The following is a 16,429-nucleotide window of genomic DNA, read 5'->3' as shown; positions in this document are numbered from 1 at the left end:
TTCATCCCCCGCGCTTGCGCCTGGCCAGATCTTGCGTGGGCGCCACCAGCGCCCGGTACAACTCCCCCGTGGCGGCATCCCAGCTTTGCACCGCCTGCTGCTGGCGTTGCACGGTGGCCGCATCGCCGCGTGCGATGGGGCCGGACAGCGCGGGCGCGGCGCCCAGGCGGAACACATTGGCCACCGCTTCCGTCACCAAAGGCTGGGCCAGCTCGCGCGCCACCGGCTCGGCAATGCCGGCCGCCTGGTAGGCGCGCAGGGCGGCGTCGAGCACCGTCACCAGGTAATTGCTGGCAAACACGGCAGCGGCGTGATACAGGGTCTTGGCGGCCGGGTCGATGGGCACGGGCCGCGCGCCGATGGCATGCAAAGCCGGCGTGAGGAAGGCCATTGCCAGCGGATCGCCTTCGACGCCGCAAAACGTGCCGTCAAAGGTGGCGGCCACCTGCTGCGGGTCGGCAAAGCTGCGGATCGGGTGGGCGCTGGCAACAAAAGCACCGGCCTGCGTGGCGGCCAGCAGCACGTTCGAGGCCAGCGCGCCGCTGCAGTGGAACACGATGGCGCCCGCCTGGCGTCCCTCGGCCACCAGCGCCGCGCAGGCCGGGCCGATCTGATCGTCGGAGACGGCCAGCATGGTGACGTCCGCGTGGCGCAGGGCCGCATAGCTGGCGACGGGCGTGCCGGCGCCGATGAAAGCCACGGCCGCTTGCGCCGAGGCGATCGAGCGCGTCAGCACATCCTGCACGGCGACACCTTCCACGCCGGCGAACAAACTGCCCAGCACACGTCCCACGTGGCCGGCGCCGATGATATTCAAAGTGACATTCATGATGATGTTCTAAAAACTCGATCCCGGCTGGCGCAGGAATTCCACCTCTTGCGGCGTGGAAGCGCGCCCCAGGATGGCGTTGCGGTGCGGGAAGCGGCCGAAGCGGGCGATCACTTCCTGGTGGCGCTGCGCATAATCGAGCATGCCATCAAAGCCGGGATGCGCCTGCGACAGCAGCTGGAACAATTCGACGGCGCGCGCCTGCATGGCCAGGTCTTCCGCATGTTCGAACGGCAGGTAGGCGAAGGCGCGCAGCATCGGTGGCAATTGCTGGTCCTGCGCCGCTTGCGTCAAGGCGACGGCCAGCGCCAGCGCCTGGGCGTCGCCGGCAAAGGCGCGCGGCGTGCCCCGATAGACATTGCGCGTCAACTGATCGAGCACGATGAGGCGCGCCAGCGCGCCGTGCGGCGTCGCGTCCCATGCGCGCAAGCCGCCATCGAGGGCGGCATCGATCAGCGTGCCGAAGCGCGCGCGTATGTGCGCGTCGAAGGCGTCATCCTTGCGGAACCATTCCATGCGCGACTGGCCGTAGTCAGGGTTATCCGGCGGCAGGAACCAGAAATCGAGTACGTCTTGGGCCTGTGCATCCATGTCCATCCTTTTCAGTTGCGTGCGTGCGACAGCTGGAAGCCGGCGATGCCTTCGAAGGCGGCCAGTTCGGCCGACATGGCCGACAGGCTGGCACCCGTGTTCTTGCCATGCGCGATGGCGACAAAGCGCCATTCCTGCATGCCGTCGGTGCTGCCGATGGTCAGCGAGCCGCCGGCGATGTCGTAGCCGCGCTTGGCAGCCATGCGCCGCAGCGCATCTTCGCGCGGGACAAACCCTTGCTTGAAGCGCATGGTGATGGCCACTGCGTGGCGCGACGGCAGCCAGTTCTCCAATTTTGACAGAAAAATCATCGCCATCGCGCACATGAAGGCCAGGCCCATGGCCGACAGATAAAAGCCGATGCCGACCATGATGCCGATCACGGACGAGGCCCAGATCGAGGCGGCCGTCGTCAAGCCGCTGATATTGAAGCCTTCGCGCATGATGACGCCGGCGCCGAGGAAACCCACGCCCGTGACGATACCCTGGATGATACGCGTCGGGTCGCTGCCGACGATGGTGCCATGGCCGCCATACCAGAACTCCGGATAGCCGCCCAGCACCGTCAGCGCGGCCGAAGCCATGCAAACCAGGCCATACGTGCGCATGCCGGCGGCGCGCCCGTGATAGGAACGCTCATAGCCCACCAGCAAGCCCAGCAGCAACGCGCCAAGCAGGTTCAGCAGAATCACGCCATTCGTTGCCAGCTCGGCCGGCGACCAATACGCGCGCAGGAAGTCGATGGTCGGCATCTAGGGCTTTTTCGTCAGCTGCTTTTCAAACGCCACATCGAGCTTGCTGACGCGGCGCGCCTTTTGCGGCCCCAGTCCATTCACGAAGGCGACAAAGGCATCGAGTTCCAGCGGCGGGCACAGGGGCGGCAAGCCCGGGCCTTCGGTCAGGAAAAACAGTTCATCGCCCGTGCGCGCCATCGTGTAGAGGCGGTGGCCGGTACGTTCCTTGAGCCGCTCGATGGCGGACGTGGCGCGGGTCGAACGCATCAGATGGCTCCCGTGCGCTGTTCCAGCCACGCCAGCGCAGGCGCATCGGCCGGCGCAGCCAACAACGGCGCGAGGCGCGCGCACACGGTGGCGTGGTAGTCGTTGAGCCAGGCCGCCTCGTCGTCGCGCAACAGCGAGCGCTCGACGCAGCGCGTATCGATCGGGCACAGGGTCAGGGTTTCAAAACGCAGGAATTCCCCGAACTGCGTCGTCCCTGCGGGAACGTTCAATACCAGATTCTCGATACGGATGCCCCACTGGCCAGGGCGATAAATGCCCGGTTCGATGGAGGTGATCATGCCGATCTCCATGGCCGTCTGCGGCTCCGGCATGGCCGACTGCGAAATCGATTGCGGCCCTTCATGGACATTCAGGAAAAAGCCCACGCCGTGGCCCGTGCCGTGGCCAAAGTCGATGCCCTCGGCCCACAGCGGTGCGCGGGCAATCGCATCGAGCATGGGCGACTTCACGCCGCGCGGGAACTGCGCGCGCGACAGGGCGATCATGCTGCGCAAGACCAGGGTGAAATCGCGCTTGTGCTCGGCCGTGATCGTGCCGACGGGGACCACGCGCGTGATATCCGTGGTGCCGCCCAGGTACTGGCCGCCCGAATCGATCAGCAGCAAGCCGTCGCCTTCGATGGTGGCATCGCTACCCGCATGGGCGTGATAATGCATGATCGCGCCGTGCGCATTGAAGCCGGCGATGGTGCCGAAACTGGGGCTGACAAAACCGGCACGGCGCGCGCGGCATGCCGTCAGGTGTTCGTCGACGCCGATTTCCGTCAAGGGCGCGCGCTGCGGATCGGCCAGGGTGCTGTCTAACCAGCTGAAAAATTCGCACAGCGCGGCGCCATCTTGCTGCATGGCGGCGCGCACGTGGGCCGCTTCGCTATCCGTCTTGCGCGACTTGGCCAGGGTGCTCGGATTGATGGCTTCGACCACCCGCACGCCCTCGGCCACGGCCTGGCGCGTGCCGAACGTAATGCGGCGCGGGTCCAGCAGCAAGGTGGCGCCGGCCGGCAGCGCGGCCAGCGCGGCCGCCGTGCGGTCATACGCGGCCACGTCCACGCTTTCGCTTTCCAGGGTAGCGCGCAGGGCGGCGGGCAGCTTGCCGTCGGCGACGAACAGGGTGGCGCGCTCGGGCCCCACCAGCGCATGCGCGAGGAAGACAGGGTTGTAACTGACGTCGGCGCCGCGCAGGTTGAACAGGTAAGCGATATCGTCGAGGGTGGAAATGACGTGGTGGCTGGCGCCGTGCGCCGCCATGCTGGCGCGCAGGGCCGCCAGTTTTTCAATACGCGACAGCGATGGATACGCCGCCGCGTGTTCAACCACTGGCGCGGCGGGCATGGCCGGACGCTCTGGCCACACGGCTTGCAGCACATCGGTATCGGTGCGCAGGGTCACTTGCTCACCCAGCACCTGCTGCAGCAGGCGCGCATTGGCCAGGCCCAGCACGGCGCCATCGACGGCTACCGTCTGCCCCGGCTGCATGGTCTCGCCCAGCCAGTCGATATACAGCACGCTGGCGCCGGACGGGATTTTCTTCAGGACGATGCCGCTGCCGGACAGTTCGTCTTCCGCCTGCTCCCAGTAGCGGCCATCGGTCCACACGCCGGCAAAATCCTGCGTCACGACCAGGGTGCCGACCGACCCCGTAAAGCCCGACAGCCACTCGCGGCCCTGCCAGCGCGCCGGCAGGTACTCGGACAAATGCGGGTCGGCCGAGGGTACGATCAGGGCATCGATATGCTGCGCGCGCATGGCGGCGCGCAGCAAGGTCAAACGGGAGGCGGGATTACTGTGAACGGATGTCTGCATGGCGGCGAAAAGGTGCTGTGCTGGGAAGTGCCTATGATACCGCGATTAGCAGCCGGGCTGCACTCGGTGCAACGCCAGCAGCACCCCGGCGGTAGCGGCGATTTTTTCCAGCAGCGCCTCATCGTGCGGCAGCCACGGCACCGCGCCCAGCTTGTTCCCCATCGCTACCAACTCGATCACCACCTCGGCGCCGTCCTTCGTGACCCTGCCGGTGGTCAGGTGGATCGCATGCCGGCCTACCGTCAGGTGGCGCGCTTCGAGCGCCATGCGGCCTTCCTCGATCTGCTCCGCGAAGACCTGTTCCAGCACGGTGCGCCGCATGCCCGCCATCGGCCCCGGTGCCAAGTTGGCCAGGTAAAACAGGCGTTCTGCGCGCTGCACGCTTTGCTCTTCTTCCACTAGCGCCAACGCGCTGGCGCTGACCAGCAGATCCACCGCGCGGCACGCTTCCGAATATGCCACCGGCGCCATCGGCATTATCTGCGCAGGCGCCAGTCCGTTTGACGTGCAAGCGCCCTCTGCACCCGGATACACGCGTCCCTCGATGCGCAGCGACACGCGCCAGGCGCCGAACTGGCGCGACAGGCCTTCATCGTAGTCCAGGCGCCAACCTTCGCGGCGCGCCAGTCCCAGCAAGGTACGCACCGACAACTGGTAGCCGGCAAATGGGGCACTGGCGTCGCCGGGCGGTTCATATATTTCACGATAAACCTGGCGCAGCGGCTGGCGCCAGCGCCGCTGTGTGAGCAGCGCCTGCCAGGCGGCGCGCTGCTCCCCGCTGCCGTGCAAGGGGTGCCACAGGCCGATTTCGCCTTGTTCAGGCAATTCCACTGGCTGCCCCTGCGCATCGATGGCGCCCTTCCCGTCGAGCATAAAGGCCAATCCGTCGCCCGTGCGCCAGACCAGCGCGCGCGCCACCACATCGATATCGGCATCGTCGCGCAAGGCGCGCCATTGGTCCAGGCGCAGACGCACGTCGCTGGCATAGCCCGCCTCCAGGCGGCGCGCCAGCATGGCCTGGCGCCGCTTCCCCATGGGACCGGGCATGCCGACCCTCCAGGCGATATCGGGCCGTTCGGCCAGCGCCCGTTCGGCCGGCTTCAGATTGCGTTCCAGCTTCTTGCGGATGCCCGCATGGCGTACCTGCGCCAGCGCCGTGCGCAGGGCCAGCAAGCTTTCCGGCGTGGGAATGGTTTCCACCGCATGGCCCAGCGCCATCGCCAGCGACTGCGACGGCGCGCTCTTGGCCGCGCCGGGCGCCACGCATGCCAAAGGCAGCAAGACGGTGATCACGGGTCTGAACCATGCATCATCGCGATAGGCGGCGACCCGCGCGGCGCGCGCCAGCACCGGAGAGTCTGCCGTGGCAAAGGCGGCATCGGCCGCATACGGCACGCTGCCGTCATGGACGGCGGCGATATGGCGCGCCGCCTGTTCCAGTATCGTGCGCGCAAAGTCCACATACGCCGCATCGTCGGCCAGCACCTCGGCGGGATCGGCCTCGCCGATACTGTCGCGGTTCCAGTGGCCGCTGTAGCGCGAGCCGGCCAGCGCCAGTAGCGATGCTTGCGCCAGCTGCGGCAGCACGGCCAGTTCCTGCAAGGTCAATGGCATCGGGTAGCGCGCATGGCGCTCGTCCATCATCTGCGCGAATTGGGCCGGGGCATCGCCGCCGGCCAGCTGCGCCAACAGCCAGACAGCAAAATGCTGCTCACCCCAGTGCGTCGGTTCGTCCAGGATGCGCAGTGCCAGTTGCGCACTGCCTTCCGGTGGCGTGCCATGCAGGCAAGCCAGGCAGCCAATCGCGTAGTCCCAGTCGTGCACGCGGGCCGCGTCCAGCGCGTCAAGGAATACCTCACCCGCCAGCAGGGGCGCCAGGTTCGTGCTGCTGGCCTGTGCCAGCAAGGTCGCCGCCAGTTCACGGTGTGCCGGATCATCATGGCCGAAACCGGAGGCGCGGTGCAGCGCGCCCCAGACAAGGCCCAGCTCCTGCGGCGTCCAGTCACTCAAGTCCACGGGCGGTCCCGTGAAGCGCGCATGGTCGACTACGGCGCCCTCGAGGCGTGCGCGCAGCGCTGCGGCGCGGGCGGACTCAGATGGCATCATCGGCCTCGTAGCGGCGCAAGCCTTCCAGGTCCAGCACGCGGATGCCGCCGTAATCGAGGCGCAGCAAGCCCTTTTTTTCCAGCACCTGCAAGGCCTGATTGGCGCGCTGGCGCGAAGAGCCCGACAGCAGGCCGATCTCTTCCTGCGACAGCTGCACCAGCGTATCGACGCCAGGGTACAGGTGCGAGTTGAACATCGAGGCCAGGCAGCGCGCCACGCGCGTGTTCAGGTCGAGCAGGCGCTCGTTTTCCACCATGCCGATGAACTGGCCCAGGCGCTCATTGAGCTGCATCAGCAGGAAACGCGTAAAGGGCAGACTCGTTTCCAGCAGCCAGTGAAAAGTGGCGCCGGGCAGGCGCGCCACGCGCGTGTCGCGCAGCGCCATGGTGTCGTATTTGCGGATTTCCCTTTTCAGCAGCGAACCTTCGCCAAACCAGCTGCCGGGCGGCACGCCGATGAAGGTCATGGCCTTGCCGGAAGCAGAAAAATTATTCATCTTGACCATGCCGCTGATAACGCCGATCCAGTTGTCCACCGGCTCGCCCTTGCGGCAGACAAAGCCGCCTTTCGGCACGAAGGTTTCAAACACATCCGCCTCGACCCGGGCCATTTGCACGGGATCGAGCAGCTGCGCCCAGTTGGCCGCGCGCACGGCATCCTTCAAACTGATATCAGGGTAGGTCATTGTGCGATGCACCATCGAAAAGTGGGTAAATGTCCCCGAAAAGACAACTCGGCAAACTAACGCAAGCTACTATCATTGCACAAACGCCTTATACATAAAAACACAGAGCGCCATCCAACGAGGTGGAGCCTGAGACAAGCAACAGGGAGACACTGGTGCAAACGACTACCACAGCAACGATGCCGACTTTTCCGCGGCGCTTATTGCAACACGGGACAGTACGATCCGACAAGCCCGCATTTCGCGAAAAACACCTGGGCATCTGGCAAACCTGGACCTGGTCCCAGGTCAACGAGGAGGTGCGCGCCCTGGCCTGCGGCCTGGCTGCCATCGGCTTCCAGCGCGGCATGAACCTGGCCATCATCGGCGACAACCGTCCCCGCCTGTACTGGGCCATGCTGGCCGCGCAAAGCCTGGGCGGCGTGCCCGTGCCACTGTATCAGGACGCGCCGGCCGCCGACATGGCCTATGTGCTGCAGGATGCGGAAATCCGCTACGCCATCGTCGAAGACCAGGAGCAGGTCGACAAGCTGCTCGAACTCAAGGCCCTGTATCCGCACATCGCCCACATCGCCTACGACGATGAACGGGGCATGCGCCATTACCGCCAGCCGGAGCTGACGTCCTTTGCCGCCCTGCAGGTGCTGGGCCGGGCCTACGACCGCGAACATCCGGGCTTTTTTGACGCCGCCGTGGCAGCGGGCCAAGGTAGCGACTCGGCCGTGATCCTGTACACCTCGGGCACCACGGGTAAACCGAAGGGCGTGTGCCAGAGCCACACGGCGCTGCTGGCCGCTGGCGTTGGCGGCGTGGCCTTCGACAAGCTCACCGACGAGGAAGACATCCTGTCCTACCTGCCCATGGCATGGGTAGGCGACTGCCTGTTCTCGCTGGCGCAGGCGATGGTGGCCGGCTTCACCGTCAATTGCCCCGAATCGGGCGACACGGTGATGATCGACATGCGCGAAATCGGCCCCACCTGCTACTTTGCACCGCCGCGCGTGTTCGAAAACATGCTCACCAGCGTGATGATACGCATGGAAGATGCGAGCAGCATCAAGCGCCACATGTTCAGCCATTTCATGGACGTGGCCAAGCGCTGCGGCGCGCAGATCCTGGATGGCAAACCCGTGCCGCTGGCGGATCGCCTCAGCTACAAGCTGGGCGAGCTGCTGGTCTACGGTCCCCTGAAAAACGTGCTGGGACTGTCGCGCGTGCGCGTCGCCTACACGGCCGGCGCCGCCATCGGCCCCGACCTGTTCCGCTTCTACCGTTCCATCGGCGTCAACCTCAAGCAATTGTACGGTTCCACCGAAACCTGCGCCTATGTGTGTCTGCAGCCGGACGGCAATATCAAGTTCGACAGCGTGGGCCTGCCCGCGCCGGGCGTGGAAGTCAAACTGGCGGCCAATGGCGAAGTGCTGGTCAAGTCGCCGGCCACCATGAGCGGCTACTTCAAGCGTCCCGAAGCCACGGCCGAAGTGATCGATGCCGACGGCTACTTTCATACGGGCGACGCGGGCGTATTCGACAGCGAAGGCCACCTGAAAATCATCGACCGCGCAGCCGACGTGGGCAAGCTGACGTGCGGTGCCATCTTCGCGCCCAACTACATCGAGAACAAGCTCAAGTTTTTCCCCTTCATCAAGGAAGTGGTGGCCTTCGGCCATGCGCGCGACCAGGTGTGCGCCTTCATCAACATCGATATCGAAGCGGTGGGCAACTGGTCGGAGCGGCGCGGCATCGCGTATGCCGGCTACACCGACCTGGCGGCGCGCGCCGAAACCTACGGCTTGATCCGCGACTGTATCGAGCAGGTCAACGCGGAACTGGCGACCGATCCGCTGATGGACCGCACGCAGATCCACCGCTTCCTGGTGCTGCACAAGGAACTCGACCCGGACGACGATGAACTGACGCGCACGCGCAAGGTACGCCGCAAATTCATCGCCGAAAAATACGCGGTGCTCATTTCCGCTCTGTATGAGGGCAAGGCAACGCAATTCATCGAGACCCAGGTGAAATTCGAGGATGGCCGCCTTGGCTCGACCAGCGCCGACCTGCAGATCTGGGACAGCAAAACGTATCGGCCCCAGGGCCTGGCCGCATGATGGAGCACAGCACGATGCAAATGAACGAACCCGACGCCCATTTCGGCACGGCCCGCAAGACCGGCCCTGTGATCCTCGACCTGAAGAACATCTCGCTGTCGTTCGGCGGCGTGAAAGCGCTGACCGACATCTCATTCGACGTCAAGCAGCATGAAATCCGCGCCATCATCGGCCCGAACGGCGCGGGAAAAAGCTCGATGCTGAACGTGATCAATGGCGTGTACCGCCCGCAGCAGGGCGAGATCATCTACCGGGGCGAACACCGGCGCGGCATGGATTGCTACGCGGCCGCCAAGTCCGGCATCGCGCGCACCTTCCAGAACATCGCCCTGTTCAAAGGCATGACGGTGCTGGACAACATCATGACGGGGCGCAACCTGAAGATGAAGTCGAATTTCCTGCTGCAAGCCCTGTATTGGGGCCCGGCGCGGCGCGAGGAAATCGAGCACCGCAAGAAGGCCGAAGAGATCATCGACTTCCTGGAAATCCAGGCCATCCGCAAAACGCCCGTGGGGCGCCTGCCCTACGGCTTGCAAAAGCGCGTGGAACTGGGCCGCGCACTGGTGGCCGAGCCGGAAATTTTGCTGCTCGATGAACCGATGGCCGGCATGAACGTGGAAGAAAAGCAGGACATGTGCCGCTTCATCCTCGACGTCAACGACCAGCTGGGCACGACCATCGTGCTGATCGAGCACGACATGGGCGTGGTGATGGATATCTCCGACCGCGTGGTGGTGCTCGATTACGGCAAGAAGATCGGCGACGGCACGCCCGACGAGGTGCGCAGCAACCAGGATGTCATCAACGCCTATCTCGGCGTGGCCCACTAAGACGCATTGGACACCGTATGAATATCAATTTTTTCTTTGAAGTGCTGATCGGCGGGCTGCTGTCGGGCGTCATGTACGCGCTGGTGGCGATCGGTTTCGTGCTGATCTACAAGGCCTCGGGCGTGTTCAATTTTGCGCAGGGAGCGATGGTGTTTTTCGCCGCCCTCACCTGCGTCGGCATCATGGACAAGTTCGGCCTGTCTCTATGGCTGGCCATTCCGCTGACGATGCTCACCATGATAGTCCTGGGCATGGCGATTGAACGGGTGGTCTTGCGCCCGCTCGTCAACCAGCCGGAAATCACGCTGTTCATGGCCACCATCGGCCTGACCTTTTTCATCGAAGGCCTGGCGCAGCTGATGTGGGGCTCGCAAGTGCACAAGCTGGACCTGCCCATCGAAGACGTACCGATGCCCTTCCTGATGGAGCATTTCAATATCATCATCTCGCAATTCGACGTGGTGGCGGCCGGCATCTGCGCGCTGCTGGTGATCTGCCTGGCCCTGCTGTTTTCGAAAACCAAGGTGGGCCGCGCCCTGCGCGCCGTCGCCGACGATCACCAGGCGGCGCTGGCGGTGGGCATCCCGCTGCAGCGCATCTGGGCCGTGGTGTGGGGTGTGGCGGGTCTGGTGGCCATGGTGGCCGGCTTGCTGTGGGGCGCGCGCAACGGGGTGCAGTTCGCCCTCACCTTCATCGCCTTGAAAGCGCTGCCGGTACTGATCCTTGGCGGCTTTACGTCGGTGCCGGGCGCCATCGTCGGTGGCCTGATCATCGGCGCCTCGGAAAAGCTGGCCGAAGTCTATCTCGGCCCCATGGTGGGCGGCGGCATCGAAGGCTGGTTCCCGTATGTGCTGGCCCTGCTGTTCCTGCTGGTGCGCCCGGAAGGCCTGTTCGGCGAGAAGATCATCCGGCGTATTTGATATTGCATGACTTTTTTACCCCAAAAACAAACCCCGGGGTCGGACCCTCAGGGTCCGACCCCAGTATTGAAGCCGTTGGGTTGACGCTCAACAGCCAGCAAAGGACACGCCATGATTTACCGTGAAGCAGGACAATTCAAGACCAGCTACCAGGCTGACAACCAGATTTTCCCGATCCGCCAGGACCGCCTGGCGCTGACGGCCACGCTGCTTGTCGCCGTCTTCCTGTTGCCGTATTTTGCCTCGCCCTACATGCTGTCGGCGATCCTGATTCCCTTCCTGATCTTCGCACTGGCAGCGCTGGGTCTGAACATATTGACCGGTTACGCAGGCCAGTTGTCGCTGGGTACGGCCGCCTTCATGGCCGTGGGCGCCTTTGCCTCGTATAACTTCATGGCCCGCCTGCCGGGACTGCCGCTGCTGGTGTCGTTCATCCTCGGTGGCCTGTGCGCGGCCATGGTGGGCATCGCCTTCGGCCTGCCCTCCCTGCGCATCCGCGGCTTTTACCTGGCCGCCTCCACCCTGGCGACGCAGTTTTTTGTCGTCTGGTGCCTGACCAAGATCCCGTACCTGACCAACTACAGCTCCTCGGGCGTGATCACGGTACAGAAAATGACCATCCTCGGCTACCAGTTCGATACGCCGCAAAGCAAATACCTGCTGGTACTGGCCATCGTCGCCGGCATGGCGCTGCTGGCCAAGAACATGATCCGCTCCAACGTGGGCCGCTCGTGGATGGCCGTGCGCGACATGGACATGGCGGCCGAAGTGATCGGTTTCAGACTGATGCGCACCAAGCTGCTGGCGTTTGCCGTCAGCTCCTTCTACTGCGGCGTGGCCGGCGCCCTGTATGCGTATGCCTACCTGGGCACGGTGGAGCCGGAAGCGTACAACCTGGATCTGTCCTTCCGCATCCTGTTCATGATCATCATCGGCGGCGTCGGCTCCATTCTCGGTTCCTTCCTCGGCGCGGCCTTCATCGTGCTGCTGCCCGTCTTCCTGAACACCATCGCGCATGGCCTGGCATTGCCGACCAGCGTGGCCTCGAACCTGGAACTGATGGTGTTCGGCGCGCTGATCATCTTCTTCCTGATCGTCGAACCACACGGCCTGGCCAGGCTGTGGCAGATCGCGAAGGAGAAACTGCGCCTGTGGCCTTTCCCGCACTAGAAATTTGTACCTTGCAGTCTGATGTCGGTTGACTTGAAATCAAATAAAACAAGAGGAGACACACAATGAAACACATCAAATCGCTCATGCTGGCCGCCGCCATCACCAGTGCCGCGCTCACCATGGCCGGCAGCGCCCAGGCGCAGGACAAGGAACAGTACATCGCCCTGCCGTCCTACCGCGTGGGCCCCTACGCGGCCGGCGGCTCCGGCTTCTACGGCGGCGCCATCGACTACTTCAACCTGGTCAACCAGGCCGGCGGCGTGAATGGCGTCAAGATCAGCTGGGAAGAATGCGAAACCGAATACAACCCGTCGCGCGGCGTCGAATGCTATGAGCGCCTGAAAACCAAGCAGGGTGGCGCTACCTTGGTCGAAACCCTCTCCACCGGCGTCGCCTACGGCATTCTGGACCGCGTGGCGCAGGACAAGATCCCCATGACGATGATCGGCTACGGCCGCTCGGACGCCGCCAACGGCAAGGTCTTCCCGTATGTGTATCCGCTGATCTCCAGCTACTGGAGCCAGGCCGCCGCCATGATCAAATACCTGGGCGACAAGGATGGCGGCATGGACAAGCTGAAAGGCAAGAAAATCGTCCACCTGTACCACGATTCGGCCTTTGGCAAGGAGCCGCTGCCCGTGCTCGAAGCGCTGTCGAAACAGTACGGCTTTGAACTGGTGAAAATTCCCGTCGCGCCGCCAGGCAGCGAGCAGCAATCGCAATGGCTGCAAATCCGCCAGGCCAAGCCGGACCACGTGATCCTGTGGGGCTGGGGCGTGATGAACTCCGTTGCCATCAAGACGGCGCAGCGCAACGGCTTCCCGCGCGACAAAATGCTGGGCGTCTGGTGGGCCGGCTCCGAGGAAGACACGATTCCATCGGGCGACGCGGCCAAGGGCTACACGGCGATGACGTTCAATACGCCGGGCAACTACCCCGTGCTGGACGACATCCGCAAGAAACTCTACGCGTCCGGCAAGGGCAACCTGTCCGACCAGTCGCGCGTCGGCTCCGTCTACCACATGCGCGGCGTGACGGCCGGCATCCTGTGGGTGGAAGCGATCCGCGTGGCGCAGGAAAAATTCGGCAAGGGCAAGCCTGTCACGGGCGAGCAGATGCGCTGGGGCCTGGAAAACCTGAACGTCGACGACGCGCGCCAGAAGGCCGTCGGCGCGCTGGGCATGTTCCCCACCGTGAAGACCAGCTGCGACGACCATGAAGGTTCGGGCGCCGTGAAGGTACAGCAATGGGATGGCAAGAAGTGGATCGCCATCACGCCGAAATGGATCGTCGGCGACAAGGCCCTGGTGCGTAAACTCGTCGAGGAATCGTCTGGCAAGTACGCCGAAGAGAAGAAGATCACGCCGGCGTGCATGAAGTAAGCGGCTCTCAAAGTGGTGTCGGATTACGCGCGTTGCGCTAATCCGACCTACCTCGATACGACGTAGGTCGGATTAGCCGAAGGCGTAATCCGACAAGCACCAACATCACATGAAAACGAAGCAGCCATGACACCCACTGCCACGCAAACACCAGACACCCCACCGCCCTACCTGTCGGTGAACAATATCGAAGTCATCTACGACCACGTGATCCTGGTCCTGAAGGGCGTGTCGCTGCAAGTGCCGCAAGGCAAGATCGTGGCGCTATTGGGCGCCAACGGCGCCGGCAAGTCGACCACCCTGAAAACCATCTCGACCCTGCTGCGCGGCGAACGCGGCGACGTCACCAAGGGCGAAGTCCAGTTCAAGGGCGAGCGCGTGGATCAATTGACGCCGAATGAGCTGGTCAAGCGGGGCCTGTCGCAAGTGATGGAAGGGCGCCACTGTTTCGGCCACCTCACCATCGAGGAAAACCTCCTGACGGGCGCCTACACGCGCAGCCTGTCGCGCGGCGAGCTGAAAGATGCGCTGGAAAAGGTGTACCACTACTTTCCTCGCCTGAAAACGCGGCGCAGCAGCCAGGCCGGCTACACCTCGGGCGGCGAGCAGCAGATGTGCGCCATCGGCCGCGCGCTGATGGCCAAGCCGTCGATGATTTTACTGGACGAACCCTCGATGGGCATCGCGCCGCAGATCGTCGAAGAGATCTTCGGCATCGTCAAGGACCTGAACCACAAGGAAAACGTGTCGTTCCTGCTGGCCGAACAGAACACCAACGTGGCACTGCGCTACGCCGACTTCGGCTACATCCTGGAAAACGGCCGCGTCGTGATGGAAGGACTTGCCAGGGACCTGGCCAGCAACGAAGACGTCAAAGAGTTTTATCTGGGCGTCTCCAGCGCCGGGCGCAAGAGCTTCCGCGACATGAAGTTCTACCGCCGCCGCAAGCGCTGGCTGGCTTGATCCATCAAAACCCTTGGCTGCAATGCGCACGGCTGTACTGATGGCCGGGCGGGCGGATCAACACGCACTGACAAATGGAGAATGACTGACATGAACGATACGCTCGATAGTCTGGAAGCACGCGCCCCCGAAGCGCGCGAACGCGAATTGATGGCCGGCCTGCCGCAGCTGATCGCGCGCGCGCAAAAGGCGCCGGGCTGGGCCCGCATTCTCGATGGCGTCAACGCGGCCGACATCACCAGCCGCGCCGCGCTGGCGCAGCTGCCCGTGACGCGCAAGTCCGACCTGAAACAATTGCAGCACAGCGCGCTGCCGTTCGGCGGCTTGAACACGACGCCGAAAAACGCCCTGGCGCGCGTGTTCGTCTCGCCCGGTCCCATCTTCGATCCGGAAGGCCGCGGCCCCGACTGGTGGCGCTTCGCGCGGCCCATGTATGCGGCTGGCGTGCGCGCCGGCGGCTTGCTGCAGAACTGCTTTTCGTATCACTTCACGCCGGCCGCCTTCATGGTCGAAGGGGGCGCCGCACGCATCGGCTGCACCGTCATCCCGGCCGGTATCGGACAGACGGAAATGCAGGTGCAGGCGATGGTCGACCTCAAGCCCGACACGTATATCGGCACGCCGTCATTTTTAAAACTGATCATCGAGAAGGCGCGCGAAATGGGCGCCGACATCAGCAGCGTCACCAAGGCCGTGATGGGCGCGGAAGCATTGCCCGAATCCCTGCGCAACTGGTTTGCCGAGAACGGCGTGCCGCACGTGTTCCAGACCTATGCCTCGGCCGATATCGGCAGCATCGCCTATGAAACGGCCAGCAATGGCAAGCTCAATCCGGGCATGGTCGTCGATGAAAACGTCCTGCTTGAAATCGTCCACCCGGGCAGCGGCATTCCCGTCGCGCCGGGCGAAGTGGGCGAAGTCGTCGTCACCGTCTTCAATGCCGATTACCCGCTGATCCGCTTCGCCACGGGCGATCTGTCGGCCGTGCTGGTCAATGCGCCGGACTCGCCGTGCGGCCGCACGAATACGCGCATCAAAGGCTGGATGGGACGTGCGGACCAGACCACCAAGGTGCGCGCCATGTTCGTGCATCCATCGCAGGTGCATGACATCGCGCGCCGCCATCCGCAAATCAAGAAGGCGCGGCTGGTCGTGTCCGGGCGCATGGCCAACGACGAGATGGCTTTGCATTGCGAAGTCGACGATCCGGCGGACGCCAGCGGCGTGGAAGCCATCATCGGTTCGATCCGCGAACTGACCAAGCTGCGCGGCGATGTGGTGCTGGTGGCCGTGGGCAGCCTGGCGCAGGATGGCAAGGTCATCGATGACATGCGCGATTACAAATAAGGCCGATTTGCGGGATAATACCCGCATTGACCATCAGCCCCATTCATCGCCATGCAAGAGTCCATGCAAGAATTTCATCACAACCGTGCCCGTGACCTGATCAAGAACGCGGAACTGCTGTTCGACCAAGATACCGTGCAGGCGTCGATCACGCGCATGGCCGATGTACTCAACACGCGCTTCAATGCCGAGGACTCGAAAGAGTTCCCGCTGGTGCTGGGCGTGATGGGCGGCGCCGTCGTCTTTACGGGCAACCTGCTGCCGCAACTGAGCTTCCCGCTCGAATTCGACTACATCCATGTGAGCCGCTACGGCGACGACGACAAGGGTGGCGAAGTGGTGTGGAAAGTCATCCCCCGTTCGAACGTGGCGGGCCGCACCGTCATCGTGCTCGACGATATTCTCGACGAAGGCGAAACCCTGGCGCACGTCAAGCAGCGTTTGCTGGACATGGGCGCCTCGGAAGTCATCCTGGCCGTGTTTGCCGACAAAGCCATCGGCAAGAAAAAGCCCGTACAGGCCGACATCGTCGGCCTGGTGATCCCGAACCGCTTCGTCGTCGGCTTCGGCATGGATGCGTACGGCTACTGGCGCAACTTGCCGGGGCTGTGGGCCATCAAGCCTGAGGATTTGAAGCAGGAGTGATGACCAAATTCCGGGGTCAGACC

General features: G+C 63.9%; 15 protein-coding genes. 8 read left to right on the top strand and 7 right to left on the bottom strand.

The genetic code is table 11. From position 1 onward, the window contains the following. Position 1: 1 nt before the first annotated feature. Genes CNX70_RS01990 through CNX70_RS01960 form a run of 7 tightly spaced genes read right to left on the bottom strand, consistent with a single transcriptional unit; the run spans position 2 to position 7,035 of the window. A complete protein-coding gene (locus CNX70_RS01990) occupies positions 2-829 on the bottom strand; it encodes a Rossmann-like and DUF2520 domain-containing protein (RefSeq protein ID WP_096233046.1) in 828 nt (275 codons plus the stop codon). A gap of 9 nt (positions 830-838) precedes the next feature. Further along, positions 839-1,426: a DUF924 family protein gene (locus CNX70_RS01985; protein WP_096233044.1), complete on the bottom strand. Its 588-nt coding sequence runs from the start codon at positions 1,424-1,426 to the stop codon at positions 839-841. A gap of 5 nt (positions 1,427-1,431) precedes the next feature. Next, positions 1,432-2,172, bottom strand: a complete 741-nt coding sequence (locus tag CNX70_RS01980) for an MgtC/SapB family protein (protein WP_071079956.1) — start codon at positions 2,170-2,172, stop codon at positions 1,432-1,434. Further along, complete coding sequence (locus CNX70_RS01975) at positions 2,173-2,421, bottom strand: hypothetical protein (RefSeq protein ID WP_071079957.1); 249 nt, start codon at positions 2,419-2,421, stop codon at positions 2,173-2,175. Next, positions 2,421-4,244 (bottom strand): aminopeptidase P family protein, encoded by a 1,824-nt coding sequence (locus tag CNX70_RS01970; protein ID WP_096233042.1) that lies wholly within the window; start codon positions 4,242-4,244, stop codon positions 2,421-2,423. Before CNX70_RS01970 ends, CNX70_RS01975 begins: the two co-directional genes overlap by 1 nt. 45 nt (positions 4,245-4,289) lie before the next feature. Next, the gene (locus CNX70_RS01965) at positions 4,290-6,350 is read right to left on the bottom strand and encodes a DUF4132 domain-containing protein (RefSeq protein ID WP_096233040.1); all 2,061 of its coding nucleotides are present in this window, start codon (positions 6,348-6,350) and stop codon (positions 4,290-4,292) included. Continuing rightward, a complete protein-coding gene (locus CNX70_RS01960) occupies positions 6,337-7,035 on the bottom strand; it encodes a Crp/Fnr family transcriptional regulator (RefSeq protein ID WP_096233038.1) in 699 nt (232 codons plus the stop codon). The genes CNX70_RS01965 and CNX70_RS01960 overlap by 14 nt, the downstream gene beginning before the upstream one ends. Before the next feature lie 179 nt (positions 7,036-7,214). On the opposite strand from CNX70_RS01960, the gene CNX70_RS01955 reads away from it, so the two are divergent. The 8 genes from CNX70_RS01955 to CNX70_RS01920 all read left to right on the top strand — a co-directional run bounded on the left by CNX70_RS01955 (position 7,215) and on the right by CNX70_RS01920 (position 16,406). Further along, positions 7,215-9,146, top strand: a complete 1,932-nt coding sequence (locus CNX70_RS01955; protein ID WP_096233036.1) for an AMP-binding protein — start codon at positions 7,215-7,217, stop codon at positions 9,144-9,146. Between the two features lie 14 nt (positions 9,147-9,160). Further along, entirely contained in the window at positions 9,161-9,976 is an 816-nt protein-coding gene (locus CNX70_RS01950) for an ABC transporter ATP-binding protein (RefSeq protein ID WP_029496076.1), read from the top strand. A 23-nt stretch (positions 9,977-9,999) separates the two neighbouring features. Beyond that, the gene (locus CNX70_RS01945) at positions 10,000-10,896 is read left to right on the top strand and encodes a branched-chain amino acid ABC transporter permease (RefSeq protein ID WP_207781057.1); all 897 of its coding nucleotides are present in this window, start codon (positions 10,000-10,002) and stop codon (positions 10,894-10,896) included. 111 nt (positions 10,897-11,007) lie between these two features. Then, the gene (locus CNX70_RS01940) at positions 11,008-12,066 is read left to right on the top strand and encodes a branched-chain amino acid ABC transporter permease (RefSeq protein WP_034752817.1); all 1,059 of its coding nucleotides are present in this window, start codon (positions 11,008-11,010) and stop codon (positions 12,064-12,066) included. A gap of 65 nt (positions 12,067-12,131) precedes the next feature. Then, positions 12,132-13,451 carry an ABC transporter substrate-binding protein gene (locus CNX70_RS01935; protein ID WP_096233032.1) on the top strand — a complete coding sequence of 440 codons (1,320 nt, stop codon included), beginning with the start codon at positions 12,132-12,134 and terminating at the stop codon, positions 13,449-13,451. Positions 13,452-13,577: 126 nt separating this feature from the next. Further along, positions 13,578-14,414, top strand: a complete 837-nt coding sequence (locus tag CNX70_RS01930) for an ABC transporter ATP-binding protein (RefSeq protein WP_096233030.1) — start codon at positions 13,578-13,580, stop codon at positions 14,412-14,414. 90 nt (positions 14,415-14,504) lie between these two features. Further along, positions 14,505-15,761 (top strand): phenylacetate--CoA ligase family protein, encoded by a 1,257-nt coding sequence (locus tag CNX70_RS01925; RefSeq protein ID WP_096233028.1) that lies wholly within the window; start codon positions 14,505-14,507, stop codon positions 15,759-15,761. A gap of 63 nt (positions 15,762-15,824) precedes the next feature. Next, positions 15,825-16,406 (top strand): hypoxanthine-guanine phosphoribosyltransferase, encoded by a 582-nt coding sequence (locus CNX70_RS01920; RefSeq protein WP_035823544.1) that lies wholly within the window; start codon positions 15,825-15,827, stop codon positions 16,404-16,406. Positions 16,407-16,429: the final 23 nt, after the last annotated feature.

Origin of the sequence: Janthinobacterium svalbardense (genome assembly GCF_002327145.1) — a bacterium.
In the GTDB taxonomy this organism is placed as follows: Bacteria; Pseudomonadota; Gammaproteobacteria; order Burkholderiales; family Burkholderiaceae_D; genus Janthinobacterium; species Janthinobacterium tructae.
This window is presented reverse-complemented; position numbering and strand designations above follow the sequence as displayed.

Excerpts from the sequence above, each read along its gene's own strand:
- CNX70_RS01990 (WP_096233046.1), bottom strand. The coding sequence starts at position 829 with ATGAATGTCACTTTGAATATCATCGGCGCCGGCCACGTGGGACGTGTG.
- CNX70_RS01985 (WP_096233044.1), bottom strand. The coding sequence starts at position 1,426 with ATGGACATGGATGCACAGGCCCAAGACGTACTCGATTTCTGGTTCCTG.
- CNX70_RS01980 (WP_071079956.1), bottom strand. The coding sequence starts at position 2,172 with ATGCCGACCATCGACTTCCTGCGCGCGTATTGGTCGCCGGCCGAGCTG.
- CNX70_RS01975 (WP_071079957.1), bottom strand. The coding sequence starts at position 2,421 with ATGCGTTCGACCCGCGCCACGTCCGCCATCGAGCGGCTCAAGGAACGT.
- CNX70_RS01970 (WP_096233042.1), bottom strand. The coding sequence starts at position 4,244 with ATGCAGACATCCGTTCACAGTAATCCCGCCTCCCGTTTGACCTTGCTG.
- CNX70_RS01965 (WP_096233040.1), bottom strand. The coding sequence starts at position 6,350 with ATGATGCCATCTGAGTCCGCCCGCGCCGCAGCGCTGCGCGCACGCCTC.
- CNX70_RS01960 (WP_096233038.1), bottom strand. The coding sequence starts at position 7,035 with ATGACCTACCCTGATATCAGTTTGAAGGATGCCGTGCGCGCGGCCAAC.
- CNX70_RS01955 (WP_096233036.1), top strand. The coding sequence starts at position 7,215 with ATGCCGACTTTTCCGCGGCGCTTATTGCAACACGGGACAGTACGATCC.
- CNX70_RS01950 (WP_029496076.1), top strand. The coding sequence starts at position 9,161 with ATGCAAATGAACGAACCCGACGCCCATTTCGGCACGGCCCGCAAGACC.
- CNX70_RS01940 (WP_034752817.1), top strand. The coding sequence starts at position 11,008 with ATGATTTACCGTGAAGCAGGACAATTCAAGACCAGCTACCAGGCTGAC.
- CNX70_RS01935 (WP_096233032.1), top strand. The coding sequence starts at position 12,132 with ATGAAACACATCAAATCGCTCATGCTGGCCGCCGCCATCACCAGTGCC.
- CNX70_RS01930 (WP_096233030.1), top strand. The coding sequence starts at position 13,578 with ATGACACCCACTGCCACGCAAACACCAGACACCCCACCGCCCTACCTG.
- CNX70_RS01925 (WP_096233028.1), top strand. The coding sequence starts at position 14,505 with ATGAACGATACGCTCGATAGTCTGGAAGCACGCGCCCCCGAAGCGCGC.
- CNX70_RS01920 (WP_035823544.1), top strand. The coding sequence starts at position 15,825 with ATGCAAGAATTTCATCACAACCGTGCCCGTGACCTGATCAAGAACGCG.